Raw genomic sequence first — 26,890 nt, 5'->3', positions numbered from 1 at the left:
AACGCGATGCAGAATACTTATTAGTTACAACATACTTATTTATAGGGATAGGTTATGACGTTTAATTTTCGCCGTAGTGCGCTGCAGTTGGGTATTGCCGCGCTGTTTGCATCCGCTTTTTCTGCACAAGCCGCCGATATTCCGCAGGTGAAAGTCACGGTTAACGACAAACAGTGTGAACCGATGACGATCACGGTTAACGCCGGGAAAACGCAGTTCATCATCCAGAACCACAGCCAGAAAGCGCTGGAGTGGGAAATTCTTAAAGGCGTTATGGTGGTTGAAGAGCGCGAAAACATTGCACCAGGTTTTAGCCAGAAAATGACCGCTAACCTGCAGCCTGGCGAATATGATATGACCTGCGGTCTGTTGACTAACCCGAAAGGCAAACTGATCGTAAAAGGCAGCGCAACGGCGGATGCCGCACAGAGCGATGCTCTGCTGAGTCTGAGCGGCGCGATTACCGAATATAAAGCTTATGTGACAGCTGAAACCGCGCAGTTGGTTGCGGGCACTAAAGCCTTCACCGATGCAATTAAAGCCGGTGATGTGGAAAAAGCGAAATCCCTGTATGCGCCAACCCGTCAGCATTATGAGCGTATTGAACCGATTGCTGAACTGTTCTCCGATCTCGACGGCAGCATCGATGCGCGTGAAGATGATTATGAGCAAAAAGCCGCCGATCCTAAATTCACCGGCTTCCACCGCCTGGAGAAAGCGCTGTTTGGCGACAATACCACCAAAGGAATGGATAAATACGCCGACCAATTAAATAGTGATGTTCTTGACCTGCAAACGCGTATTAGCGAGCTGGCCTTCCCACCGTCTAAAGTGGTGGGTGGCGCGGCTGGGCTGATCGAAGAAGTCGCAGCCAGCAAAATCAGTGGAGAAGAAGATCGCTACAGCCATACCGATCTGTGGGATTTCCAGGCTAACGTCGATGGCGCGCAGAAAATTGTCGATCTCCTGCGTCCTCAGTTACAAAAATCCAATGCTGAACTGCTGGCAAAGGTGGATGCGAACTTCAAAAAAGTCGATACCATCCTGAGCAAGTATCGTACCAAAGACGGTTTTGAAACCTATGACAAACTGACCGATGCCGATCGCAATGCGCTGAAAGGGCCAATCACGACGCTGGCGGAAGACTTGTCACAATTACGCGGTGTTCTGGGTCTGGATTAAGCACTATGCAGCAAGAAAATGAAAACGGCGTGAGCGAACCGTCACGCCGACGTTTACTGAAAGGGATGGGCGCCCTGGGTGGGGCGCTGGCGCTGGCGTGTGGGTGTCCGGTTGCCCATGCGCAAAAACCAAAAAGCGCGCCGGGAACGCTGTCTCCGGATGCGCGTAGTGAAACGCAGCCGTTTTATGGTCAGCATCAGGCGGGGATCCTGACGCCGCAGCAGGCATCAATGATGCTGGTGGCATTCGATGTTCTCGCCAGCGATAAGGCCGATCTTGAGCGTTTATTCCGGTTGTTGACTAGCCGATTTGCGTTTCTGACCACCGGTGGACCGGCACCGGATACGCCCAATCCGCGTCTCCCTCCTATGGATTCAGGTATCCTCGGCGCTTACATTGCGCCAGACAACCTGACGATGACGTTGTCGGTTGGTTCATCGCTGTTCGATGAACGTTATGGCCTGAAACCGCAGATGCCGAAAAAGCTGCAAAAAATGACCCGCTTCCCGAATGATTCGCTGGATGCGGCGCTGTGCCATGGCGATCTGCTGCTGCAGATTTGTGCCAACACCCAGGACACTGTCATCCACGCGTTGCGCGATATCATTAAACATACGCCCGATCTCCTCAGCGTGCGCTGGAAACGTGAAGGGTTTATTTCTGACCACGCCGCGCGCAGCAAAGGCAAAGAGACCCCGGTCAACCTGCTTGGCTTTAAAGACGGCACCGCGAATCCGGACGCTACGGATGCGAAGTTGATGCAAGACGTGGTGTGGGTGACGGATGGGCAGGGCGAACCTGCCTGGGCGCAAGGTGGCAGTTATCAGGCCGTCAGGCTCATTCAGTTCCGCGTTGAGTTCTGGGATCGTACGCCGCTGAAAGAGCAGCAAACGATTTTTGGTCGTGATAAACACACCGGCGCGCCGCTGGGTATGCAGCATGAGCATGATGTGCCTGACTATGCCAGTGATCCTGAAGGTGAGGTGATTGCGCTCGATAGTCATATCCGCCTGGCAAACCCGCGCACGAAAGAGACCGACTCGAGCCTGATGATGCGTCGTGGCTACAGTTATTCGCTTGGTGTGACTAATTCCGGTCAACTGGATATGGGGCTGTTGTTTGTTTGCTATCAACACGATCTGGAAAAAGGATTTTTGGCGGTGCAGAAACGTCTGAATGGTGAAGCGCTCGAAGAGTATGTCAAACCGATTGGTGGGGGATATTTCTTTGCTTTGCCGGGTGTTAAAACTGCAGACAATTATCTGGGACAGTCTCTGCTCGAAGCCTGATGATTATGCCCCGCAGTACAGCGGGGCTTTTCCTGACAGCTTGATGAAGGAACAAACTATTTTTTATGATCGGTATGCGACTGAAATAATTCTGTCATCTCTCTGCAAGAGACTGTCTCTGGTGATAAGATAGAATTTAAGTTAACAATAAGTAAAAATATTGTTGCGTTAGCGAAAGGTTATGATGTAATTATAAGTAATAGCGGTAGTTCCCGGCGGTGATAGTCTTTCACTATGGAGATCGCGAATGGAAAAGTCCTGTACTGGACACCTTTTTCACAGTAACAGCAGTACCTTACGCGGACGTTTCTCTTCCGGTAGCCTCCTCGTCACCGCTAAATCTCTCTCTCATTCACTTCTTATCCTTGTTACTGACGCCCTGTACGGTGCGCGTAGCCGTGTGTGGCATCTTATCCGAAAGCAAGCAATGGCTTACAAGGAAGCCAACCCTCAGATGTTCGTGCGCATAATCGTGCCGCCAACGGCGCGTGTGATGTATACCTACAACTCAAGGTGCTATCCATGGGAAGACAAAAAGCAGTGATCAAAGCTCGTCGTGAAGCAAAACGTGTGCTGAGGCGGGATTCGCGTAGTCATAAGCAACGTGAAGATGAATCGGTCACCTCGCTTGTGCAGATGGGCGGCGTAGAAGCGATCGGTATGGCGCGTGATAGTCGCGATGCCACGCCAATCACGGCGCGAAATGAGGCTCAGGCGCACTACCTGAATGCTATCGAGAGTAAACAGCTGATCTTCGCCACCGGTGAAGCCGGGTGTGGTAAAACCTGGATCAGCGCGGCAAAAGCAGCAGAGGCCCTGATCCATAAAGATGTGGACAGGATCATTGTAACCCGCCCAGTTCTGCAAGCTGATGAAGACCTCGGCTTCTTACCTGGGGATGTTTCGGAGAAGTTCGCTCCCTATTTTCGCCCCGTGTATGACGTGCTGGTGAAACGGCTGGGAGCCTCCTTCATGCAATATTGCCTGCGACCTGAGATTGGTAAGGTGGAAATCGCACCGTTCGCCTATATGCGTGGACGTACATTTGAAAATGCAGTGGTCATTCTTGACGAGGCTCAGAACGTCACTGCTGCGCAAATGAAGATGTTTTTAACCCGCCTCGGGGAGAATGTGACGGTGATTGTGAATGGGGATGTGACCCAGTGCGATCTACCTGCGCACGTTCGCTCAGGGCTAAGCGATGCGCTGGCCCGTTTCGAAGAAGATGATATGGTTGGGATCGTTCGTTTCAATAAAGACGATTGCGTCCGCTCGGCGCTCTGTCAGCGGACGCTCAACGCTTACAACTGATAAGTACTCCGTCTTCAAGGCCCGGGAAACCGGGCTTTGTTATTTGTGTGTTGTTAAGTAAATTTTAGAAATTGAAATAGTATGCTCTGATGAAATAGAACATCGAAAACGAGTAGAAACCAGGATATCTGAAGTCGAGGGGGAACCTTGCCTGACTTGAGATATGTCAAAAGTTTGATTTATGAACTGTGGAATAAAGAACACCTTATTTTAGACTCATGCGTTTATCCAGTGATGAATGCGTCTCGCGGATCAGCGACCCGTTGAGCTCACAGCACTCAGCGGACGTTCGTGTAATGGTTCGCCAACGCGGAACGATAGCTACGCTTTTATCGAGATGTCGCATTCATCAGCCAGTTTCTGAGCTGAGTTACGACATTATGTTACATCTGATTTTGCAGAAGAATCATGATTTCCTCATTAATATGATCCAACAGGTCATACCGTCTCCGGTATTCCGCGCGTTTTTTACTGGCAAGCTCATTAAATGACTTACGCTCTACATAAATTGGCAACTTATACCAATTACCGTATGGACGACCAGCAACTGATTCCCAAAAATCACTGTACAGGGCAACAAAGTATTTACGTTTCTTGTACCGGTATCGCCATTGCCTGAAAACATGGCTCTGTTCACTAACTGCTAAAATATTAGTGATATCACAGCAACGCATCAATGAACAAAGAACCTCAAAAACGATCCGCTTAGGGAATAGTCCATAGCAGGCTTTAGTAGCGTCACGAATAATGTCTGGGCCAATATTTTTTGGTGCCCCCTGCAGACCGCCAATAAATGCACAATGTCCTTTTTTTGACGGGATAACCGAGAAGGACAATCGGGCCACCGGGGTGTTGTTAAAACTCAGAGATAACATCAGTTCTCCTTCACGATCAAAACCGCCTGAAGAACAGTGAATATCAAAATCCTCACCATTTTTTCCGATGAAATGGACCAATAGCACATCTCTGTCGGGTAATAATAACGCCTGGTGTTTCACTGGTAAACTCTGGACAAAACGGTAGTGACCAATAATGTTTTTCCTTCGATTCCATGCCAGCCCTCCTTTATGTAAATAGGGACGATGAATTTTGGCTGGTAACGTAGGTTGCATCTCCAGAATCTTATCAATTGATTTAAGGGAATGTAATTCTTGATAATACCGAATACTGGAGACAGGACTTATCATAGATCGTAAAAGATACATGAGTCGAAATTTTTTGTTCTTCCATTTGCTATGCAAAGGGCCACGTGCCAATAGAATTTGGTTAAAGAAACTTAGATATGATGTATTTTTCATAAGTATTCATTATTAATTCAGGGTGTTTAAATTTATTTACGTGCAAGGTGTAAATACTGGAATCTCTGACGCTGTTTTGTTAATGCGAAACATTTTGAAAATAAATTCATGTCTGACATGCCAGTTTTGTTGATAATCATTAGGCGCTCTCTCGTTTGCATATCCTGATGAAAACAAATTTTTTTTCATTCTACAGAGAAGAACATATATATTTGTTAAACAAAGTATACTTTACAAACATACCGATGTTCATTGAGTAAACTGGTAGGTTGACTTGTCAACCACATAACGAAGTAAATCATGTGATTCAGCGAGCCATGGGTGTTTGGAAAACGCACGACTTTGAACGTCAGGACAAATTTTGAACGATGACAGCTATCACAATTGGCTGTATTCCCGCGCAATACGCCGGTTTTCGTGGATTATTGTCAAATTGAATAACTTAAATTGGGATATACACATTCCTGACTTTCTTTCCAGATATAATGCCCAGTATATTTTTGGTAACCTTTTGTACTGAAAAGGAGTTTGCATTGTATGGTTATGAAACAGGCCCGCAAAACAATACCAAGGGGAACCTGATTCGCTGGCTGACGCACGAATAGGGTACTGCCGTTAAGAATATTTCCGGATACAGAGACTTTACCGATCGGCCGCAACATTCTCTGGTCACTCACGTTCTCAGAGAAATGCACTAGCTCGATGCCTGGTTGCAGTGCGGCAGTGTTCCGGGGGATTCACCGGTGATGAACAGTGCCAATCTGTATAAAGGTATCGGAAAAATTTTTTTGTCCGGCTTTAACCATGAACATGCAGTCAACTGTCCTATGTACCTAAATGACGTGGTAATCTTGAATAAACAAACTCGAGTTGTTTACTCATTCATACCTGAGCGCGTGTTCCAGGGAAACGAATAAGCGTACTGAGTTTTATATTCTGCATGTACATCACCGTAAAGTGCCTGCAGGATGATTACTTTCAGACCGTGGAGGATTACGTCGGTAATGATAGTAAAGACTCTCAAATATACATAGCAACAATCCAAACCATACCGCTGAAAAACAAAATAGCTCGGAGTAATTAATAACTTCTCCAAATATAAGTATGGCAATGAGAAATTGCAAAGATGGTTCTATATACTGAGCAAGACCTGTCACAATAAGAGATGTACGATTTAGCGCTACTGCAAATAACACTAACGGAATTACTGTAACGGGAGCGGTTAATATATAAAGGAACAGAGAGATGTCAGATGATGTAGTTATACTCGAGCCAGTATAGATAAAGATGAAAAGAGCAACAGGTAGAGCCCAGAATGTTTCAAGCGTGATTGAGGTTATTGCATCGTAATGGATAAATTTTCGCGCCAGTCCGTACAATGCAAATGAAAACCCCATGATTAACGCTAGTGAAGGAAAACTGTTTGCGGAAATAATCTGATAGCCAAGACCACATACGCCGGATATTACTGCTATAAGTTGAAATAATGATGGTTTTTCTTTAAGAAAAATACAGCCAAGGCAAATGACAATAAGTGGGTTGATAAAATATCCCAGACTGGCGTCGAGTACCTTATGATTTGTTAATGCATAAATAAAAGCTGACCACGAAATTACCATTAGCAAGCCTGCTATCATGCAGGATATGAAGGAGGTTTTATCTTTCAGTAAATCGCGAAAAAACGTTCTCTTACGAAATAATAATCTTATTGGCAGTAATAGAGGTATAGACCAGAAAACTCTGTACATCAAAATTTCAGCGAGGGCTCCGCCAGATAGATATTGATAAAACAATGGGATCAGGCCCCATAATATAAATGCCAGAACAACAACTGCGGGTCCATTTCGCAGAAACTTTACCATTTATGTGTATCCTTGCTTGCCATACTGACATGTTCTTCTGAAGAGCATTGTCAACCCTTCACTCTGGCATGTACCTGCTCTTAAGAGAAACGTGTGCTGTTACAGTACTCAATCTCATTTACAGTCAGGGTGATATAAAAAACAAGGTGAAATTTATCATGATCGTATCTATAAAATGATGATAAAAATCAACGGGAAGACTTCCGATTTGTATTGCGGGCTGGATCATCTTTCAGACGTCTGACGGGGAGTATTTGCCTTTCCCTGATTTCCTCGTCAATATCAAATAAGCACTCGTCGCAGAATTCTGTATCGAGTGAGAGCCCCTGTTCAAAGACGCTCCTTTTCTTATTACACCGTGCGCATCTCTTCATCACATCATCCTTTATGCTATTTCCCTGCCGAGCTTCCAGGACAAAAGGTGCTCGCTCCTAAATAAGACAGGAATTAGATTTATAAACAATCAGTTAAATTCGTTTTAGAGATTGTGGCACAGGGACAATCATGCGGGATAATTCATTTTGCAGATCAATTTTTACGTAATCGATCGACGAAATCGATCGATGCTTACACCCCTGTATTACACACCATTCATGATGCTGCCGGACTCACAACACCTGGCCAGCATTCCTTGCTTAAGCGTATCATTACCGGGTGCAATGCCGCGCTGGAATAAATTAAAGCGATGCTCCACCAGCTTGCTGATATCTCAGCACAACCGGGAGTATTGGCGGGCAAACTGCGCAGGACTGGGCAATGGGTGATGGCTTCCGCTGCTGGTCGCTTGAGAAAGAGTAAACCGCTATGAAGGTCATTACCTGCAATCTGGACCGGAGGATCTGGCGTGATTTGATGAAGAAATCCGGCATGATAAGTCTCATGCATGCCGCTACCAGCGATAAGTAGAGCAGAAACCTTGAGCGGGGCGATATCCCCGCCATGCTGTGCAACATACGAAAAAAAAGCCCGTACTTGCGTACGAGCTCTTCTTTAAATATGGCGGTGAGGCGGGGATTGACTCGCTTCGCTCGCCCTGCGGGCAGCCTGTTCGCTGTGCTCACAGTCTGTCCAACTGGCTGCGCCAGTAGTCGAACCCCGGTCCGGGCTTCTCATCCCCGCCAGGCTGTGCAACATACGAAAAAAAAGCCCGTACTTGCGTACGAGCTCTTCTTAAGATATGGCGGTGAGGCGGGGATTGACTCGCTTCGCTCGCCCTGCGGGCAGCCTGTTCGCTATGTTCTCAGTCTGTCCAACTGGCTGCGCCGCTACTCGGCCCATCCCTGGGCCTCGCCCCTACGGGGCCAGCGCAGGCGCTGTTCAAAATTGCTCCTGGCAATTTTGTGTCGAACCCGGTCCGGGCTTCTCATCCCCGCCAGACTGTGCAACATACGAAAAAAAAGCCCGTACTTGCGTACGAGCTCTTCTTAAGATATGGCGGTGAGGCGGGGATTCGAACCCCGGATACGTTGCCGTATACACACTTTCCAGGCGTGCTCCTTCAGCCACTCGGACACCTCACCATATTGTTGTTCCTGTGCTACCGGAACGGGCGCTAATGTAGGGGAAACACCGCCCCGTCGTCAATCAACTTTTTGAAAAAAATGTGCATTTACACAAACTTCAAGCAACATGGAGCATAAATAAGCGGGAATTGTTTTTTTTGCCAGCATCCTAAAATTTGCTACTCTGATGTTCCCTCGAAAAATGATGATTATAAGTGCGAGAAAGTTCCGCATAACAATGTTCAGGAGACACTATGGATATAATTTTCTATCACCCAACATTCGATACGACCTGGTGGATTAATGCGTTGGCAAAGGCAATACCTGGTGCAAACGTACGTGAGTGGAAAGCGGGTGATAATGCACATGCTGACTATGCGCTGGTCTGGCATCCGCCGGTTGAAATGCTCGCAGGACGAAAATTAAAAGCCGTATTTGCGCTGGGCGCGGGCGTCGATTCTATTCTCAGTAAACTCAATGCTCATCCGGAAATGTTGGATGCGTCGATCCCGCTTTTCCGTCTGGAAGATACGGGTATGGGCCTGCAAATGCAGGAATATGCGGTCAGTCAGGTGCTGCACTGGTTTCGTCGCTTTGATGATTATCAGGCATTGAAAAATCAGGCAAAATGGCAACCGTTGCCAGAATATACTCGTGAGGAGTTTACCGTCGGGATCATGGGGGCAGGTGTATTGGGCGCAAAAGTTGCCGAAAGCCTGCAAGCATGGGGATTCCCACTGCGCTGCTGGAGCCGTTCGCGTAAATCCTGGTCTGGCGTGGAAAGCTTCGCCGGTACTGAGGAACTGGGCGCGTTTTTGAGCCAAACTCGTGTGCTTATCAACCTCCTGCCTAATACGGCAGAAACCGTAGGTATTATTAACGCTGATTTACTTAGCCAATTGCTGGATGGCGCCTACGTGCTGAACCTGGCGCGTGGTGTTCATCTCAATGAAGACGATCTTCTGGCATCGCTGGACAGCGGCAAGGTGAAAGGTGCCATGCTGGATGTCTATAGCCGTGAACCGCTGCCGGAAACCAGTCCTCTGTGGAAACATCCGCGTGTGGCAATGACGCCGCATATTGCCGCGGTAACGCGCCCGGCGGAGGCGGTGGACTATATCTCCCGCACGATTTTGGATCTTGAGAGCGGGAAATCCGTTACGGGTCAGGTCGATCGCGTACGGGGATACTAATGCTAACCCGGCGGATGCCGGGTTTCAGCTAATAAATAGCGGCGATACCTGCTATCCTTGACGAAAAATGACTACAGGAGAGAGTTATGTATCCCGTTGACCTGCATATGCATACCGTCGCCAGCACCCACGCCTACAGCACCTTAAGTGATTACATCGCTGAAGCCCGTCGCAAAGGCATCAAGCTGTTTGCCATTACCGATCATGGACCGGACATGGCGGACGCGCCTCACCACTGGCACTTTATCAATATGCGTATTTGGCCACGTGTTGTAGATGGCGTAGGGATCCTGCGCGGCATTGAGGCGAATATTAAGAATATTGAAGGCGAAATTGACTGTTCAGGTCCGATGTTTACCTCTCTGGACCTCATTATTGCGGGCTTCCATGAGCCAGTTTTTGCACCTCACGATAAAGAAACCAATACCCAGGCAATGATAGCCACGATGGCCAGCGGTAATGTGCACATCATTAGCCATCCGGGAAATCCCAAGTATCCGGTTGATATTACTGCAATTGCCCAGGCGGCGGCAAAGTACCAGGTTGCACTGGAAATCAATAACTCTTCGTTTTTGCATTCGCGTAAGGGCAGTGAGGATAATTGTCGTGCGGTTGCTGCGGCTGTGCGCGATGCTGGCGGCTGGGTGGCATTAGGGTCGGATTCACATACTGCTTTCACGCTGGGAGAATTTGGCGAATGCCGTAAAATCCTGGATGATGTTAATTTCCCTGAAGACAGAATTTTAAACGTCACACCTAAACGCCTGTTGGCGTTTCTGGAATCGCGAGGCATGGAGCCAATCGCGGAATTTGCTGAACTGTAATTGTTACTAACTGGAATATATCAATGAACGAGTTTTCTATCCTGTGTCGTGTACTGGGCTCGCTGTTTTATCGCCAACCGCAGGACCCTTTACTGGTTCCCCTGTTTACCTTAATTAGTGAAGGTAAACTGTCCGCCAACTGGCCGCTGGAACAGGACGAACTGCTCACTCGTCTGCAGAAGAACTGCGATATGCCCCAACTGGCTGCAGATTACAACGCGCTGTTTGTCGGTGAAGAGTGTGCTGTGCCGCCTTATCGTAGCGCCTGGGTAGAAGGGGCGAAAGAATCGGATGTTCGTGCATTTCTTTCTGCCCGCGGTATGCCGCTGGCAGATACGCCGGCAGATCACATTGGTACGCTGTTGCTGGCGGCTTCATGGCTTGAAGACCAGTCTGCGGAAGATGAAAGTGAGGCGCTTGAAACCTTGTTTGTAGACTACCTGCTGCCCTGGTGTGGTACGTTCCTTGGCAAAGTTGAGGCGCACGCAAACACGCCGTTCTGGCGTACCATGGCGCCGCTAACACGTGATGCTATTAGTGCAATGTGGGATGAGTTGCAGGAAGATACTGACGAATAAATGTGATTTAAATCACTTTAATCTGCAACGCAAATTACATGCTTGCATAAATTGTGTGCACGATCTCATTCCTATGCCGTTTTTCTGCTAAGATACGCGGCATGAACATACTTCTCTCAATTGCAATCACAACGGGCATTCTCTCTGGGATCTGGGGATGGGTGGCCGTTTCTCTTGGCTTACTCAGTTGGGCTGGCTTTCTGGGTTGCACGGCCTATTTCGCCTGCCCGCAAGGTGGGCTAAAAGGACTGTGGATCTCGGCGTGTACGCTGCTAAGCGGTGTGGTGTGGGCGTTGGTGATTATTAACGGTAGCGCGCTTGCCCCGCATATGGACATTATTGGTTATGTCATGACGGGAATTGTCGCGTTTCTGATGTGTATCCAGGCAAAGCAATGGTTGCTTTCATTTGTACCGGGCACGTTTATTGGCGCATGTGCAACATTTGCAGGGCAGGGCGACTGGCGACTGGTTGTACCTTCACTGGTACTGGGCCTGGTATTCGGCTATGCGATGAAAAACAGTGGTCTGTGGCTGGCGTCTCGCCGTGAAAATCGAATATCGCCGACGCTGACCAGTAAATAAAAAAGCGTGAGGGTTTTCCTCACGCTTTTTATGCAGTAAAGATCCATCAGGATTCTGGCGGTACCGACATATGGCGGTATTTAACCAGAATGTCATTATCAACTTGTTTCTTATCCTGCAAATCCCACAATCCGCGATCGATGCCGTCATTAATTAAGAAGATAACGCCTGTTTCAATCGCTGACATCAGACAAAGCATAACCGGTTCGTTAGAGGTGTAGCCAATTTCACCTTCCAACAGACGCTGGTAGTCAATAAAGCGGAACACTCCAGCCTGTACTTCATAAGACAAAATGGTTTTACTGGTGTTCACTGACGACAGGATCTCACCGGTGCTGACGTTAACTACGCGCAGGTTTACCGCTATCTGGTCGAGCTGGTATTGCGTATCGGCGCCAATACCGAAATAACGCGCACCGACACCACCCGATTTAACGTTGCTTTCATAACCGATAATTGACCCTTCCACCATGACGTTTGCCGCGGTCAGGGACTGTAGCGGGATCCGGTTATTAATCGCAACCGTACCGTTTTCCTGAGCCGCACGAATGATTTTACGTTCGTTCAGCAAGTTCTGTAGCCCCTGACGTTCCAGAGGGACGAACCAACGAGAATCTTTCAATGCGGTGACAAGCATAGCCGTGGCGCTTTGCGGGACGGCGGTAGAGAAGTTACTTGCCGGGTAAGGTTTAAATTGGCCAGTCTCATCCTGAATGTTGTATACCGACACAAAGATCTTACCTGTAGGCATAGGCAGATGCGTCAAATCTTTATAGCTTTGGGCCCGGGGCATTAATGTCGGCTTAGCGGCTTCTTGAGGCGGAGCTGTTAAACATCCGCTGAGTAAAATTACTGCCACCATGATAAGTAAGCGCTGCATGATTTTTTCCTTTCGTGGCTATAATTTAGAAATCGGTCGACTGATTTTGTAAACCCGACACTTCAATAGTCGACGTTCTCCCCGTTTTCCTGTCCGTGACATTCAGTTGCAGTTGCCCATCCCGGTTGGCGATATCAACGATAAAATCGCTGGTTACCATCCTCCCCGGTTTACCGGTATTGATATTGGTGAGCAAGCCACCGAGTATTTGCGACTGTATTGCCTGGGTAAAGTTATCCAGTGCTGATGGGGTTTCAATCCCGTAATCGCCAGCACTCGGATCCTTATACGAGTTTTGCGCCTGAGCGCTGTTCAGTAAAAAAGAGCCGTTGTTTGGGTTGCCACCAAAGTTAGGGTTGCGGAACTGGAACGTCATATTTCCGGCCCAACTTAATGGTGAAATCAGCATGAGCAAAACCACTGCATGTTTGACACGCATGAAAGCCTCCGGACTAAATCATGTTTTAGAATTCATCGCGCGCTAAATCGCTCGTACTTAATAGCGTTTGATCTATTTGCCGACGATTTAATGCTTCCTCAGTTTCTGCCAATGCGAAGACCACAATTTTGTCGAAGTCTCTTTTCGTCGGGAATAAAAAAGTCTGGAAGATAACGTCCTGATTGACAGTTATGGTGATCCAACTTCCCCAACGTGCACTGGGCCTTTCATTAATGGTTAAGTTTCCTGTGTACTTACTTTCCCACTTGTCACTAAAGGCACGATAAAAATCATGGCCAATGGAAGAGACAGTGTGGTCAGTCAACAGTCCGGGAACCTCCACCTCTACAGCAGCGTGTAGATTCCCGGCAGCAAGGAACAAATTTGCTGCCACAATCCAGGATAAATAGCTTTTCATGGCTTTATCGCCTGAGGTTATCATTGGCCCACGAGACCGCCTGCGTACGATTTTTGACAGCTATCTTTTTGAAAAGATTATAAAGATGTGTTTTAACCGTATTTTCACTAATAAATAGTGAACGCGCGATTTCAATATTTGAGGCGCCAATACGCAGTTTATTAAGGATCTCTTTTTCACGGTGCGTAAGTAATGCCGACTCCGTGCTGTTATAGCGGTAGTTCCCGGAATGCGTGATCAGGTAGCTGGCGAGCTTTTGTGAAAAGTAGCATTCGCCACGCAACACACCTTGTAATCCGCTGACGACACGCTGCTCATCTTCCGTTGCGTAGAATACGCCATTGATATGCGGCCAGTTTTCAATATCCCGATAAGGATAATCATCTGGGGTATTCAACAATAACGTCTTTATATTGTTGTTTTTTCTGCTCAAATTATCTTGCCAGTAATGGATCAGTTTTTTGTCTGCCTCCATCATGTCCAGTAGAACAATGCAGCTGGAGGAAATATCATCCAGAGAACGTTGAATATTATGTAGTTTTCCGGTTAACGCCAGCGATTGTTTTAAATGCTGTAATAACGCAGTTGCCTGCAGGGATGGTTTAGTGATCAACAATAATGTATGACCATGAATACTATGGACTTCATTAAACATGATGAAACTCCACTTTTTTAGTCGCACACCTGACAGCTGTCTCTACTAAAATAGAGGCACCAGAAGTACTGACAGATGTTGCACTGCTGTGTAGAAATAAAATATCGACCCAACGGGGTGAAAATATTAAAACAAATGGACTTCAACTGATTTCAATCTAGCTATTACAAATCTTAAAGCAAGTGTTAAACATGTTACAGAATGTAAATTTATATATTAAAATGTGATTTTAGGGTTTTTTAGAAGTTTAGATTTGATAGTAAAGTTGTACATTTTGGCGATACTGCATAGATTTAAAAAATCATACAAATTATAACATGGTATTGATTATTAAGAATTAAATTTATGCTTAGATGGTTTTTGATTTCTAATGAATTCCGATCTTTTTGTCTTACTTTAAGTTGAACAATTTTAGATAGAAAAAAATGACGCTTGTCACGACTTGTACTGCTAACTATCGAAGTACCTCGCTACGAGGCCCAGAAAACGCGGAAAACGCGTTTTTTTTGTTACTGCATAGAAATTCATTCACCGGGTTAAAAAAGAAATGAAATCCAGAGCTGTAACGGTATTGTTCGCTGTTAATTAGTACTTTGGGGTGAATCTGAATATAAAAATACAACTGGCGGGTGAGTTATTTAAAATGTTTCCGCAGACATACTCTTCATCGTAACGTGGCGTTAACAAATGTAAGTCATGTTAACAACAATTTGAGTGGTAATTAATTTAACTTCATGTACGACCAGGTCCAGGGTGACAACATGAAAAACAAGTTGTTATTTATGATGTTTACAATGCTGGGTGTGCCTGGGATTGCAGCCGCGACTACAAGTTATGATTTAGCTAATTCAGAATATAACTTTGCGGTAAATGAATTAAGTAAGTCTTCATTTAATCAGGCAGCCATTATTGGTCAGGTTGGCACTGCGAACAGTGCAAATACCCGCCAGGGGGGCTCGAAGTTATTGTCAGTCATTTCGCAAGAAGGTTCTGGTAATCGAGCGAAAACAGACCAGACGGGATCATATAACTTTGCATATATTGATCAAACGGGTAGTTCCAATGATGCGAGTATTAAACAAGGTTCATACGGTAATACGGCGGTAATTATCCAGAAAGGCTCTGGTAATAAAGCCAATATTACCCAGTACGGTACACAAAAAACAGCAGTTGTGGTGCAGAGACAGTCGCAAATGGCAATTCGCGTGACTCAACGCTAATCCATTAACGACGTTTAAATCAATCCGATGGGGGTTTACCATGAAACTTTTAAAAGTGGCAGCATTCGCAGCAATCGTAGTTTCTGGCAGTGCTCTGGCTGGTGTTGTTCCGCAATGGGGCGGCAATCATCATGGTGGTGGCAGTAATTATGGCCCAGACTCTTCACTGAGTATCTACCAATATGGGTCAAACAACTCTGCAAATGCTCTGCAAAGTGATGCGCGTAAATCAGATGTCACCATCACACAACACGGGCGTGGCAACGGAGCTGTTGTTGGCCAGGGTGCTGATGACAGTACCATTAGCCTGAAACAGACCGGCTTCCAGAACAGTGCCACTATCGATCAGTGGAATGCAAAAAATGCTGATATTAGCGTGACCCAGTTCGGTGGCCGCAACGGTGCGTTGGTTAATCAGACAGCCTCTGACTCCAATGTGCTGATTCAGCAGGTTGGCTTTGGTAACAACGCTACAGCTAACCAACACTAATTCAGTTTTCTGACTGATAATAAACAGGGCGTGAGCCCTGTTTTTTTTTCGGGAGAATATGATGCATACGCTATTACTCATTGCCGCGCTGGCAAATCAAATAACATTCAATACAACTCAGCAAGGTGATATGTACACCATTATTCCTCAGGTGACGTTAACTCAACCGTGCGTATGTGAGGTACAAGTCCTTGCCATACGTAAAGGGTCCGGGGGACAAAGCCAATCGCAGCAGAAAACAAGCCTTTCGGTCCCCGCTAATCGGCCGATTGAATTAACTAAACTGAGTTTTAATATTTCACCTGAGGATTCGGTCAAAATTATCGTTACCGTTTCGGATGGGCAGTCTCTGCATCTGTCTCAGCAATGGCCAGATTCAAACGGTCACCCGTGATTTTTTTGATGTATTTGCATTAAGGGTGTGGCTGGGAATGCACTGCTGTTCTATGAATATAGAGACGTTTGAACGTTTTAATTTGATCGTTAATCACAGCGGCGAAGGATCATTTCGATCCCTCAAGGATGGCTAATCATTGAGGAACCCTTATGTGTACATTATTAAAGCGTTTTTTTAGTATCAGCTTGTGCAGCATTTCTCTTTTTACCCTCCCCGCAATGGCGCAACAAATCTCAACCGCCGGGGTTATTCATTTTCGCGGTGCAATAGTTGAATCACCTTGCGATGTTAACGCTCGGCAGCAGCAAATTGAATTGTCATGTATGCGCGACGGCACCACCCGTAATAGTCTCTACAGTCAGCAACAGGTCGCGACTGTCCCTCAAAATGTGCAGCAAATTGCCACAGTCAAAATGCACTATCTCAATGAACAGAAAAACATGGCAATTCTTAACATTGAATATAAATGAATCATTCCGGCGTACATATGCACACGTTTGGTTAAAAAGTGAGATTTCCGGGAAAACCCTGCTGTACACTTAACAAATAGTGTTTGGTCAGGGGGAACTTATGCAATCACGTGTTCATGTGTTACATGGCGATATTACGACGATCGCTGTTGATGTGATTGTCAACGCGGCGAATCCATCGCTATTGGGCGGAGGTGGCGTCGATGGAGCGATTCATCGCGCTGCAGGGCCTGCGTTGCTGGCGGCCTGCAAACAGGTTATCCAGCAACAGGGCGAATGCCCAACCGGTCATGCGGTTATCACCCTGGCGGGAAACTTGCCCGCCAGAGCAGTGATCCACACCGTGGGGCCCGTATGGCAGGGTGGCGATCATCATGAAGCTGAACGCCTCGAAGAGGCTTACTTTAATAGCTTGCAACTGGCCTTAGCCAATGGTTATCAATCCATTGCTTTTCCAGCAATAAGCACCGGTGCTTATGGTTACCCCCGCGCTGCAGCGGCAGAGATCGCGGTGAAAACGGTGTTGAAATTTATCACCCGACGTACGCTTCCCGATCAAATATACTTCGTGTGCTTTGATGAAGAAAACGCTCGGCTATACAAGAGATTACTTACCCAGCAAGGCGATGAACGCACGGACTGATATGACGCGACTTGAGCGTGCCATCACGCCACTTTGTGAAAACCACCCGGGAGAATGCGGCATTCTGACGTTGGATGACAGCCTGGATGCATTTGCTGCTCGCTATCGGTTGACGGAAATGGCGGAACGTACCCTGGATGTTCAGTATTACATCTGGGAAAGCGACATGTCCGGGCTATTACTATTTTCCGTTTTGCTGGCCGCGGCGAAGCGGGGCGTCCGGGTGCGTTTGTTGCTGGATGATAACAACACGCCAGGTCTGGATGACACGCTGCGTTTGCTGGACAATCACCCTAATATAGAAATCCGTCTGTTTAATCCCTTTTCCTTTCGTATCCTGCGTGCACTAGGCTATTTAACCGATTTTGCCCGGTTGAATCGACGTATGCACAATAAAAGTTATACCGCTGACGGCGTCGTAACTCTCGTGGGCGGGCGAAATATCGGCGATGCCTATTTTGGCACAGGCGAACAACCGCTGTTTTCCGATCTGGATGTTATGGCTATCGGGCCGGTGGTCCAGGATGTTGCTGACGACTTTGAGCGTTACTGGCACTGCCGCTCGGTTTCAACATTGCAAAATGTACTTGAGGTGGCTGAGCCAGCTTCAACGCAAAAAATCGAACTTCCAGAATCCTGGTATAACGATGACATCACGCGTCGCTATCTACATAAGCTGGAAACCAGCCAGTTTATGACCCACCTCGATCAGAGGTCGCTACCGCTGATTTGGGCGAGAACGCGCTTGCTGAGTGATGATCCCGCAAAAGGAGAGGGGAAAGCGCCGCGCCACTCACTATTACCGCAGCGTTTGTTTGACGTGATGGGATCTCCCACCGAGCGTATTGATATTATTTCCGCCTACTTTGTACCAACTCGCGCCGGTGTGGCGCAGCTCCTGAGACTGGTGAGAAAAGGCGTTAAGATCGCGATTTTAACTAATTCTCTGGCGGCGAATGATGTCGCAGTCGTTCACGCAGGCTATGCACGCTGGCGAAAAAAACTCTTGCGCTACGGTGTGGAGTTATACGAGCTCAAACCAACCCGCGATCGCGTTTCAGCAGTACATGACCGGGGATTAACCGGTAATTCAGGCTCCAGCCTGCATGCGAAAACTTTCAGTATTGACGGTCGTAAAGTGTTTATCGGATCGCTTAATTTTGATCCCCGTTCAACGCTGCTCAATACGGAAATGGGGTTTGTGATTGAGAGTGAAGTACTGGCCGAGTTGATTCATAAACGTTTTATGCAAAGCCAGCGTGAAATGGCCTGGCAACTACGTCTTGATCGGTGGGGAAGAATCAATTGGGTCGACAGACATTCTGGCAGTGAACAGGTACTGAAAAAAGAACCCGCCACAGGATTCTGGAAGCGGGTGCTGGTAAAGTTGGCCTCCGTGTTGCCCATTGAATGGTTGCTCTGAACCATTCAATGCAAGAAAACTAACCGGCCACGGCCTTGTTTTTATCCTGCCTGACGGGTGGTTTACCCGAAAAGAGAAACTTCAGCACCGGGATCCGTAAATGGATTTCGTACAGTATTACTGCAATCCCGACCACAAACAGCAGACCGCAGAGAAAACCCAGCAGATTCGACTTGATATGCGGTGTGATGTAAGCGCCAAAAAACAGCGTTAACGGATGATGCACCAGATAGATAAACAGAGATGCGTTGACAAAATAGGTTACGCGGGCTGACTGGAAATTCAGCAAACGGTGACCAAGTGAAAAGACGACGTTCACCATCCACAGGCCCATGACCATGGTAATAACATATTCGGTTTCATACATCCAGGCATCGCCGTTGCCGTAACGTTGATTGAGCAGATAGGCGACAAATGCGCATGCGGCGCCCAGCGTGCAGCCGCGCGATGGCGTGGTAAACAGGGCTTTCAAATTAGGATTGATAAACGCCAGCGCACCGAGCATAAAGAAAGGCACATAGAACAGCGTTTGCATAACGACAAAATTGAACATACCGTCGCTTAGAATCGAAGGATAAAGGATAAAAATCGTCCTTCTGACGGCGGCATAACCGAAACCCAGCACTGCAAAAATCAGCGTTAACTTCGTCATTGACACCGCAGGCGCGCTGCCGACGTCACTTTGCGTCAATCTGTGTTTCATCTGGGTAAACACCCACATGCTCAGGGTTGTTAACACCACGAGAACCAGTAAAAACCACAGATGGGAAATCAGCTCCCAGGCCAGCGCGTTGTATTTATCGTAGCCGCTGAGGGTATGCCAGCTGTCTGCTTTGCCTTTCACGTATTGCAGCATGATAAATTGCGGCAGTGTAAGCAGCGGAATCGCAGTCAGCATAGGGATCCCCACGCGTTCTACACGCACTTTCCACCAGCGCTTTATCGGATAGCGTAGAAATAGCATGTAGGAAAAATAACCCGAAATGACAAAGAAGACTTGCATGCGAAAAGCATGGATAAAGTCATTGAACAAGGTCAACCACCACGATGGTTCTGCGCTGTTCACGTGCCATGTGTGGGTGGAGTAGATCAATGAAATATGAAACGGGATCCCTAACAACATTAGCCAGGCACGGATGGAGTCAAGAAAATATTCGCGTGGTGGTGATACAGAGCTCATAGACAGTTATGTATTCTCAGACTTTTCGTCTTATCCCTAAGACGAATAATGGTTACATTCGAGGGCAACCCTACACGAAGTCTAACAACCTGTCTCCAGGATAAGCACGCAAAGTGAAAACAGGCAGACGAACCTGCTTAAACCATGAGCCAGCGCGCGAACAATACAGGGATTCAGTTGTCGGAATACCCGATTATCCATTAAAATGGATCGGATCAATATAAGCACACAAAGGGGGAAGTGCTTACTAATTATGAAACATAAACTACAAATGATGAAAATGCGTTGGTTGGGTGCAGCAGTCATGTTAACGCTGTACACATCATCAAGCTGGGCATTCAGCATTGATGATGTTGCAAAACAAGCTCAATCCTTAGCCGATAAAGGCTATGAGGCGCCAAAAAGTAACTTGCCCTCCGTTTTCCGCGACATGAAATATGCGGATTATCAGCAGATCCAGTTTAATCGCGATAAAGCCTACTGGAGCAATCTCAAGACCCCATTTAAGCTCGAGTTCTACCACCAGGGTATGTACTTCGACACGCCGGTCAAAATCAACGAAGTGACCGCTACTGCGGTGAAAAGAATCAAATACAGCCCGGATTACTTTAATTTCGGCGATGTTCAGCATGATAAAGACACGGTAAAAGATCTCGGTTTCGCCGGGTTCAAAGTGCTGTATCCGATCAACAGCAAAGATAAAAACGACGAAATCGTCAGCATGCTCGGTGCCAGCTATTTCCGTGTTCTGGGTGCAGGCCAGGTCTACGGCCTTTCTGCGCGCGGTCTCGCGATTGATACCGCTCTGCCTTCTGGTGAAGAATTTCCCCGCTTTCGTGAGTTTTGGATCGAGCGTCCGAAACCAACTGATAAACGTTTAACCATTTATGCCTTACTGGATTCTCCGCGTGCAACCGGAGCGTATCGCTTTGTCATCATTCCAGGTCGTGACACGGTAGTCGATGTTCAGTCCAAAGTTTATCTGCGCGACAAAGTGGGCAAACTTGGCGTGGCACCGTTAACCAGTATGTTCCTGTATGGACCGAACCAGCCTTCTCCGACGACTAACTATCGTCCAGAACTGCATGACTCTAACGGTTTGTCCATCCACGCTGGCAACGGCGAATGGATTTGGCGTCCGCTGAATAACCCGAAACATCTCGCGGTGAGCAGCTTTGCTATGGAAAATCCGCAAGGTTTCGGTCTGTTGCAGCGTGGCCGTCAGTTCTCGCGTTTTGAAGACATCGACGATCGTTACGATCTGCGCCCGAGCGCCTGGATCACGCCAAAAGGCGATTGGGGCAAAGGTAAGATTGAGTTAGTTGAAATTCCAACTAACGATGAAACGAACGATAACATCGTTGCGTACTGGACCCCGGATCAGCTGCCTGAAGCCGGTAAAGAAATGAACTTTAAATATACCCTGACGTTCACGCGTGATGAAGACAAGCTTCATGCGCCTGATAACGCTTGGGTACAGCAGACACGTCGTTCTACCGGTGATGTTAAACAGTCCAATCTCATTCGTCAGCCTGACGGTACCATCGCGTTTGTGGTGGACTTTTCCGGCACCGATATGAAAAAGCTGCCGCAGGATACGCCGGTTACTGCACAAACCAGTATTGGTGACAACGGTGAAATCGTTGAAAACACCGTGCGCTACAACCCGGTCACTAAAGGTTGGCGTTTGGTATTGCGCGTGAAAGTGAAAGACGTGAAGAAAACCACTGAAATGCGTGCTGCCCTGGTCAATGCAGATCAGACGCTGAGTGAAACCTGGAGCTACCAGTTACCTGCCAATGAATAAGACAACTGAGTATATTGACGCAATGCCGCTTTCGGATATCGAAAAAGCGGCACTGCCGAAAACTGACATCCGCGCCGTTCATCAGGCGCTGGATGCTGAGCATCGTACGTACTCGCGCGAAGATGATTCACCGCAGGGTTCTGTAAAAGCTCGTCTTGAGCAAGCATGGCCGGATTCTCTGGCTAAAGAGCAGTTGGTTAAGGACGATGAGGGGCGCGATCAGCTACAGGCGATGCCAAAAGCAACGCGTACCTCTATGTTCCCCGATCCCTGGCGTACCAACCCGGTTGGGCGTTTTTGGGATCGTCTGCGTGGGCGTGATGTGACGCCGCGTTATCTTTCGCGTTTGACGAAAGAAGAACAAGAGAGCGAGCAAAAATGGCGTACCGTAGGCACCATCCGCCGCTATACGCTGTTGATCTTAACGCTGGCGCAAACGGTCGTTGCAACCTGGTATATGAAGACGATCCTTCCTTATCAGGGGTGGGCATTCATTAATCCTGCAGACATGATGGGGCAGGATTTGTGGGTCTCCTTTATGCAACTGCTGCCCTACATGCTCCAGACCGGCATTCTTATTTTGTTTGCCGTACTTTTCTGTTGGGTATCAGCGGGGTTCTGGACCGCGCTGATGGGCTTTCTGCAATTGCTGATTGGACGGGATAAGTACAGTATCTCGGCCTCAACGGTCGGGGATGAACCGTTGAATCCTGAACACCGTACGGCGTTGATTATGCCAATCTGTAACGAGGACGTTGATCGCGTATTCGCGGGACTTCGCGCCACGTGGGAGTCGGTCAAAGCAACGGGCAACGCTGAGCATTTCGATGTTTACATTCTGAGCGACAGCTACAATCCAGATATCTGCGTGGCAGAACAAAAAGCGTGGATGGAGCTGATTGCCGAAGTGCAGGGCGAAGGACAGATTTTCTACCGTCGTCGTCGTCGTCGCGTGAAGCGTAAAAGCGGCAACATTGATGACTTCTGCCGTCGCTGGGGAAATCAGTACAGCTACATGGTTGTGCTGGATGCGGACTCAGTGATGAGCGGTGACTGTCTGAGCGGCCTGGTGCGCCTGATGGAAGCGAATCCGAATGCCGGGATTATCCAGTCTTCACCGAAGGCTTCCGGTATGGATACGCTGTATGCGCGCTGCCAACAGTTTGCGACCCGTGTTTATGGGCCGCTGTTTACCGCCGGGCTTCACTTCTGGCAGTTAGGCGAATCACACTACTGGGGCCACAACGCAATTATCCGCGTGAAGCCGTTTATCGAGCACTGTGCGCTCGCGCCGTTACCGGGCGAAGGTTCGTTTGCGGGATCGATTCTCTCCCATGACTTCGTGGAAGCGGCCTTGATGCGTCGCGCTGGCTGGGGCGTGTGGATTGCCTACGATCTGCCGGGCTCTTATGAAGAGCTACCGCCGAACCTGCTGGATGAACTCAAGCGTGACCGTCGCTGGTGCCACGGCAACCTGATGAACTTCCGTCTGTTCCTGGTTAAGGGGATGCACCCGGTTCACCGTGCGGTGTTTCTGACTGGTGTGATGTCCTATCTGTCCGCGCCGCTGTGGTTTATGTTCCTCGCGCTCTCTACCGCATTGCAGGTGGTGCATGCGTTGACGGAACCGCAGTACTTCCTGCAACCGCGTCAGCTATTCCCGGTATGGCCGCAATGGCGACCTGAACTGGCGATCGCGCTGTTTGCTTCAACGATGGTGCTGTTGTTCCTGCCGAAGTTGCTGAGTATTTTGCTCATCTGGTGTAAAGGGACGAAAGAGTACGGCGGGTTTATCCGCGTTACGCTGTCGCTGCTGCTGGAGGTTCTGTTCTCCGTGCTGCTGGCACCGGTGCGCATGCTGTTCCATACCGTCTTCGTCGTGAGCGCTTTCCTCGGTTGGGAAGTGGTGTGGAATTCGCCGCAGCGCGATGACGATTCCACCCCATGGGGTGAAGCGTTTATGCGTCATGGTTCTCAGTTACTGTTGGGGCTGGTGTGGGCTGTGGGTATGGCCTGGCTGGATCTGCGTTTCCTGTTCTGGCTGGCACCGATTGTCTTCTCGCTGATCCTGTCGCCGTTTGTTTCCGTGATTTCCAGTCGTTCCACGGTGGGGTTACGTACCAAGCGCTGGAAGCTGTTCCTGATCCCGGAAGAGTATTCCCCGCCGCAGGTGCTGGTGGATACCGATACTTATCTGGTGATGAACCGTAAACGTACGCTGGACGATGGCTTTATGCATGCGGTGTTTAACCCGTCGTTTAACGCACTGGCCACGGCCATGGCGACTGCTCGCCACCGCGCCAGCAACGTGCTGGAGATTGCACGCGATCGCCATGTGGAGCAGGCGCTGAACGAAACGCCGGAGAAACTGAATCGCGATCGCCGACTTGTATTGTTGAGCGATCCGGTGACCATGGCACGTTTACATTATCGCGTCTGGAATTCACCTGATAAGTATTCTTCGTGGGTGAACTACTATCAGGGATTGACTCTGAACCCGTTGGCGCTCAGGAAAAAATAAGCGTTCTGTAACGTGAAAATACCGGCCTGGTGCCGGTATTTTTTTATATTGAATAGAATGAGTCGTGAGGTAGCAGGTGCGAATATTGGCTGTAGGAATAATGATCTTCTTCCTGAGCGGATGCGGCAGCATTATTAGTCGTACCATCCCAGGGCAAGGACACGGAAATCAATACTATCCTGGCGTGCAATGGGATGTTCGGGACTCGGCATGGCGCTACGTCACGATCCTCGATCTGCCATTTTCGCTGGTGTTTGATACGTTGCTGCTGCCGCTCGACATACATCATGGACCTTACGAGTAATTATCGCTCATCCCATTCATCGGCTGCGGTCTGCCCCTCTTCGGTATCAAGGGGAGGTTCCAGCTGGAATTCACCTTCATCCCATTCGTGAAGCGTATTTTCTTCCTGCCACTCCTGGCGAATTTCAATTTCATCATAGTCGCCATCAAAAACGCTCTGAGCCGCTTCTCCGCTCAGCATTGGTAGACATTCACCATCTACATCATCCTCGTCAGCAAAGAATTCCGCCTGCCACATAATGTCGCCATCCTGTAGCACGTATTTTTGGATGCTTAGCTGTTGAACGCTGGCGTCATCTGACTCGAGGTCAGGGTTATCAGCCAGAAACACTTCACGAGCCGCATCAATAGCCTCTTCCAACGTGGCATAAAAATTCATGTCATTCTTTGCCATATTTCTTCTCCTAAGGCGAACAATAAAGGGGGATGATTCAATCTATAGACGGCGATCCGCAGAGCGTCAAACCCGTTAGCTTCGTGGCTAACTCAATCAGATGATTACTGCCTGCAATGCCAATGAGAGCAGGTGAAAGTAACTTCGGTAGTTTATGAAAAAATTTACATTGGCAGATACTGAAGCCGACGTAATATCAGGAAAAAAATTCAAGAAAAAAGAGTAATGTATGTGGTTTGCAATGCAGTAATGAAAATCAAATAAATAAAATCTGGCGTTATATTAGAAAATCTTCAGTTTTAAACACCATTTTTTATGTGTTTTAGAGGGGGAATGCGAGCGCTTATGAATTAATATTGCATAACTCAATCAAAGTAAAGGAGAAAATTAATGCCCAATACGGAAGTGTTGCAGAGGTAATCAATGAAAGTGGCTAAACTTAGTGGTGTCTCTGGAAGTGACAAAGTGTCTTTTGTGTATAGAGGTTGTGAATGGTGCGAGTGATACTAAAATATTATACATAATAAAAGATTATTAATGACAAAGGTTATAAATCTATAAGAAACCATTAAATAAGAAATGAATTAATGTTATTGAAATTGTGCGGGTATAATAGTTTGCAAAATCTTATGCTTTATTATATAAAATGCAAAATTAAGAATTACCTTAAGGTTGTTATGGATAACTATAATTCAAATAATGGAAGGTTAATGGCTTTCTATATAATCTGTTTGGCTAGCTATGTTCTTGGCGGTTTGTGTCTTACACAATTTAAATTAACGATGCAAAGTGTCCCGCAAACAGTATATCTGATTATAATTGTAGGGTTGTTCTTTTTATATGGAATAATTTTCCTGTTTATGTTATTTCAGTATCTTTGTAGAAAAGATCTCACCTGCCTCATGGTATTAGGCATGGCGTTTCTTGGCAATAATATATTTTTCGTCGAGACTATCTACATCGTTCAGGACTTGATTAATGATCATGCATCAATCGAGAAAAGAACTAACGATATAGCTATATTTTATTACTTTCGGCAGATTAGTTTCATCGCTCTGCTATTTGTTTCATTGAAATCTTATAAAATATCCTCGACAGTTATTGAAACCAAAGAAAGAGAACCTTGCTATATCGTTCTGTCTTTTTTAATCATGCTTGTTATCGCGGTGATGGCACACACTCTGGCCAGTTACAACCCTAACTTTACACTCGAGATAACAAGCCTGAAGCCTGATAATGTCACGGTGCACTGGCATATTGGGTACATTTATTCGCTTATTGTATCCTGGGGACTGGTCCTGTTGTATTTAATCATTAAAACCAAAACGCACAACATCTTGTGGAAAAGTATAGGGCTACTGTGTTGCTCAGCAATATTGACCAATGTACTACTTCTGAGCCTGGATGAATATAGCATGTATATTTGGTATGTTAGCCGGGGGATTGAGGTGATAAGTGCCCTGTGTATAATCTCAATACTGATGTACAACACCTTCATCATCTTAAAAAAAGAAAGGGACTCAGCTATTAAAGACGCAATGACTAAAATATATAATCGTAAATTATTCTATAAGTCATTAAAAGCATCATTAGCAAAAGGTGCAGTTTGTGTAATGGTTCTGGATATTGATAAATTCAAGCGGATTAACGATACCTACGGTCATCAGGAAGGTGACAGAGTAATAATCAGCATTGTCGATATTATCAATAAATCAATCAGAGATACGGATATTTTTGCCAGAGTAGGTGGCGAAGAATTTGCGATCCTTCTTAAGTGTAACGATCAAGATGAGGCAATTGTTGTTGCAGAACGAATTAGGCGAAATGTCGAGAATGGTACGACAATACCAAATTCATATGATTTAAAAGAAAAAATGACGATAAGTATCGGTGTATATTGCAGTAAAATTGATGATGAATCAGCGGATAAAGTTGTTTCATATGCTGATGCCGCTTTGTATGAAGCCAAAAATTCTGGCAGAAATAAAGTGTGTTACTATTATCATTAAGACTGAAATATATGTCAT

26 protein-coding genes, 1 tRNA gene, 1 other RNA gene and 1 pseudogene are annotated in these 26,890 nt (G+C 47.1%); 19 read left to right on the top strand and 10 right to left on the bottom strand.

Going from position 1 to position 26,890, the window contains the following annotated elements:
• Positions 1–54 precede the first annotated feature (54 nt).
• From efeO to phoH, 4 genes are all read left to right on the top strand, one after another.
• A complete protein-coding gene (gene efeO, locus SK39_RS02925; protein ID WP_044700715.1) occupies positions 55–1,182 on the top strand; it encodes an iron uptake system protein EfeO in 1,128 nt (375 codons plus the stop codon).
• Positions 1,183–1,187: 5 nt separating this feature from the next.
• Positions 1,188–2,471: an iron uptake transporter deferrochelatase/peroxidase subunit gene (gene efeB / locus SK39_RS02920; RefSeq protein ID WP_048216634.1), complete on the top strand. Its 1,284-nt coding sequence runs from the start codon at positions 1,188–1,190 to the stop codon at positions 2,469–2,471.
• 247 nt (positions 2,472–2,718) lie between these two features.
• Positions 2,719–3,015, top strand: coding sequence for a hypothetical protein (locus SK39_RS27355; protein WP_171278990.1), 297 nt, complete (start codon positions 2,719–2,721; stop codon positions 3,013–3,015).
• The gene (phoH, locus tag SK39_RS02915) at positions 2,994–3,782 is read left to right on the top strand and encodes a phosphate starvation-inducible protein PhoH (protein WP_003036052.1); all 789 of its coding nucleotides are present in this window, start codon (positions 2,994–2,996) and stop codon (positions 3,780–3,782) included. Before SK39_RS27355 ends, phoH begins: the two co-directional genes overlap by 22 nt.
• A gap of 383 nt (positions 3,783–4,165) precedes the next feature.
• Here the strand turns inward: phoH and SK39_RS02910 are convergent, their stop codons facing one another.
• Both SK39_RS02910 and rarD read right to left on the bottom strand, forming a co-directional pair.
• Entirely contained in the window at positions 4,166–5,080 is a 915-nt protein-coding gene (locus SK39_RS02910) for a VirK/YbjX family protein (RefSeq protein WP_003846836.1), read from the bottom strand.
• A gap of 947 nt (positions 5,081–6,027) precedes the next feature.
• On the bottom strand, positions 6,028–6,942 hold the full coding sequence (rarD, locus tag SK39_RS02905; protein ID WP_003036060.1) for an EamA family transporter RarD: 915 nt from the start codon (positions 6,940–6,942) through the stop codon (positions 6,028–6,030).
• A 691-nt stretch (positions 6,943–7,633) separates the two neighbouring features.
• Here rarD and SK39_RS27530 point away from each other — a divergent pair.
• A pseudogene (locus SK39_RS27530) lies at positions 7,634–7,842 on the top strand (DUF4942 domain-containing protein); the annotation flags it as partial.
• A 97-nt stretch (positions 7,843–7,939) separates the two neighbouring features.
• Here the strand turns inward: SK39_RS27530 and SK39_RS25325 are convergent.
• A non-coding RNA gene (locus SK39_RS25325) (RtT sRNA) lies at positions 7,940–8,076 on the bottom strand.
• 298 nt (positions 8,077–8,374) lie between these two features.
• Positions 8,375–8,462: transfer RNA gene (locus SK39_RS02895), tRNA-Ser, on the bottom strand.
• A 236-nt stretch (positions 8,463–8,698) separates the two neighbouring features.
• Between SK39_RS02895 and ghrA the strand changes: the two genes are divergently transcribed.
• From ghrA to SK39_RS02875, 4 genes are all read left to right on the top strand, one after another.
• Positions 8,699–9,637, top strand: a complete 939-nt coding sequence (gene ghrA, locus SK39_RS02890) for a glyoxylate/hydroxypyruvate reductase GhrA (protein WP_016149909.1) — start codon at positions 8,699–8,701, stop codon at positions 9,635–9,637.
• A gap of 86 nt (positions 9,638–9,723) precedes the next feature.
• Complete coding sequence (locus SK39_RS02885) at positions 9,724–10,461, top strand: phosphatase (protein ID WP_003836800.1); 738 nt, start codon at positions 9,724–9,726, stop codon at positions 10,459–10,461.
• A gap of 23 nt (positions 10,462–10,484) precedes the next feature.
• Positions 10,485–11,039, top strand: coding sequence for a TorD/DmsD family molecular chaperone (locus SK39_RS02880; protein ID WP_046670454.1), 555 nt, complete (start codon positions 10,485–10,487; stop codon positions 11,037–11,039).
• A 101-nt stretch (positions 11,040–11,140) separates the two neighbouring features.
• Positions 11,141–11,623 (top strand): DUF1097 domain-containing protein, encoded by a 483-nt coding sequence (locus tag SK39_RS02875; protein WP_008320293.1) that lies wholly within the window; start codon positions 11,141–11,143, stop codon positions 11,621–11,623.
• Positions 11,624–11,669: 46 nt separating this feature from the next.
• On the opposite strand, the gene csgG is transcribed toward SK39_RS02875, so the two are convergent.
• The 4 genes from csgG to csgD are packed head-to-tail and all read right to left on the bottom strand — an operon-like array spanning position 11,670 to position 14,015.
• Complete coding sequence (gene csgG, locus SK39_RS02870) at positions 11,670–12,503, bottom strand: curli production assembly/transport protein CsgG (protein WP_003036082.1); 834 nt, start codon at positions 12,501–12,503, stop codon at positions 11,670–11,672.
• 25 nt (positions 12,504–12,528) lie between these two features.
• Positions 12,529–12,942, bottom strand: coding sequence for a curli production assembly/transport protein CsgF (csgF, locus tag SK39_RS02865; RefSeq protein WP_003036084.1), 414 nt, complete (start codon positions 12,940–12,942; stop codon positions 12,529–12,531).
• Between the two features lie 25 nt (positions 12,943–12,967).
• Positions 12,968–13,360, bottom strand: a complete 393-nt coding sequence (csgE, locus tag SK39_RS02860; protein ID WP_003036087.1) for a curli production assembly/transport protein CsgE — start codon at positions 13,358–13,360, stop codon at positions 12,968–12,970.
• A gap of 4 nt (positions 13,361–13,364) precedes the next feature.
• Positions 13,365–14,015, bottom strand: coding sequence for a biofilm master transcriptional regulator CsgD (csgD, locus tag SK39_RS02855; protein ID WP_003036091.1), 651 nt, complete (start codon positions 14,013–14,015; stop codon positions 13,365–13,367).
• A gap of 761 nt (positions 14,016–14,776) precedes the next feature.
• Between csgD and csgB the strand changes: the two genes are divergently transcribed.
• The 6 genes from csgB to SK39_RS02825 all read left to right on the top strand — a co-directional run bounded on the left by csgB (position 14,777) and on the right by SK39_RS02825 (position 18,658).
• Positions 14,777–15,235: a curli minor subunit CsgB gene (csgB, locus tag SK39_RS02850; RefSeq protein WP_003036094.1), complete on the top strand. Its 459-nt coding sequence runs from the start codon at positions 14,777–14,779 to the stop codon at positions 15,233–15,235.
• Positions 15,236–15,275: 40 nt separating this feature from the next.
• On the top strand, positions 15,276–15,725 hold the full coding sequence (gene csgA, locus SK39_RS02845) for a curli major subunit CsgA (protein ID WP_003036098.1): 450 nt from the start codon (positions 15,276–15,278) through the stop codon (positions 15,723–15,725).
• Positions 15,726–15,786: 61 nt separating this feature from the next.
• On the top strand, positions 15,787–16,119 hold the full coding sequence (gene csgC / locus SK39_RS02840; RefSeq protein ID WP_032948973.1) for a curli assembly chaperone CsgC: 333 nt from the start codon (positions 15,787–15,789) through the stop codon (positions 16,117–16,119).
• 152 nt (positions 16,120–16,271) lie between these two features.
• Positions 16,272–16,592 (top strand): type 1 fimbrial protein, encoded by a 321-nt coding sequence (locus tag SK39_RS02835; RefSeq protein ID WP_048216632.1) that lies wholly within the window; start codon positions 16,272–16,274, stop codon positions 16,590–16,592.
• Positions 16,593–16,692: 100 nt separating this feature from the next.
• The gene (gene ymdB / locus SK39_RS02830) at positions 16,693–17,235 is read left to right on the top strand and encodes an O-acetyl-ADP-ribose deacetylase (protein ID WP_003036110.1); all 543 of its coding nucleotides are present in this window, start codon (positions 16,693–16,695) and stop codon (positions 17,233–17,235) included.
• Positions 17,171–18,658: a phospholipase D family protein gene (locus SK39_RS02825; protein ID WP_088732299.1), complete on the top strand. Its 1,488-nt coding sequence runs from the start codon at positions 17,171–17,173 to the stop codon at positions 18,656–18,658. Before ymdB ends, SK39_RS02825 begins: the two co-directional genes overlap by 65 nt.
• Before the next feature lie 19 nt (positions 18,659–18,677).
• On the opposite strand, the gene mdoC is transcribed toward SK39_RS02825, so the two are convergent.
• Complete coding sequence (gene mdoC / locus SK39_RS02820) at positions 18,678–19,838, bottom strand: glucans biosynthesis protein MdoC (RefSeq protein ID WP_003846825.1); 1,161 nt, start codon at positions 19,836–19,838, stop codon at positions 18,678–18,680.
• 271 nt (positions 19,839–20,109) lie between these two features.
• On the opposite strand from mdoC, the gene mdoG reads away from it, so the two are divergent.
• The 3 genes from mdoG to SK39_RS02805 all read left to right on the top strand — a co-directional run bounded on the left by mdoG (position 20,110) and on the right by SK39_RS02805 (position 24,470).
• Positions 20,110–21,645 carry a glucans biosynthesis protein MdoG gene (gene mdoG, locus SK39_RS02815; protein ID WP_003836790.1) on the top strand — a complete coding sequence of 512 codons (1,536 nt, stop codon included), beginning with the start codon at positions 20,110–20,112 and terminating at the stop codon, positions 21,643–21,645.
• Positions 21,638–24,166 (top strand): glucans biosynthesis glucosyltransferase MdoH, encoded by a 2,529-nt coding sequence (gene mdoH / locus SK39_RS02810; protein ID WP_003036122.1) that lies wholly within the window; start codon positions 21,638–21,640, stop codon positions 24,164–24,166. The genes mdoG and mdoH overlap by 8 nt, the downstream gene beginning before the upstream one ends.
• Before the next feature lie 76 nt (positions 24,167–24,242).
• Positions 24,243–24,470 carry a YceK/YidQ family lipoprotein gene (locus SK39_RS02805; protein ID WP_003832117.1) on the top strand — a complete coding sequence of 76 codons (228 nt, stop codon included), beginning with the start codon at positions 24,243–24,245 and terminating at the stop codon, positions 24,468–24,470.
• Here the strand turns inward: SK39_RS02805 and SK39_RS02800 are convergent, their stop codons facing one another.
• Complete coding sequence (locus SK39_RS02800; protein ID WP_032936472.1) at positions 24,471–24,848, bottom strand: MysB family protein; 378 nt, start codon at positions 24,846–24,848, stop codon at positions 24,471–24,473.
• 692 nt (positions 24,849–25,540) lie between these two features.
• On the opposite strand from SK39_RS02800, the gene SK39_RS02795 reads away from it, so the two are divergent.
• On the top strand, positions 25,541–26,872 hold the full coding sequence (locus SK39_RS02795; protein ID WP_129622307.1) for a sensor domain-containing diguanylate cyclase: 1,332 nt from the start codon (positions 25,541–25,543) through the stop codon (positions 26,870–26,872).
• Positions 26,873–26,890: the final 18 nt, after the last annotated feature.

The organism is Citrobacter sp. BIDMC107 (assembly GCF_001037575.1).
GTDB classification, from domain to species: domain Bacteria; phylum Pseudomonadota; class Gammaproteobacteria; order Enterobacterales; family Enterobacteriaceae; genus Citrobacter; species Citrobacter freundii.
Note: the sequence above shows the minus strand (reverse complement) of the source record. Positions and strands in the feature narration are given on the sequence as shown.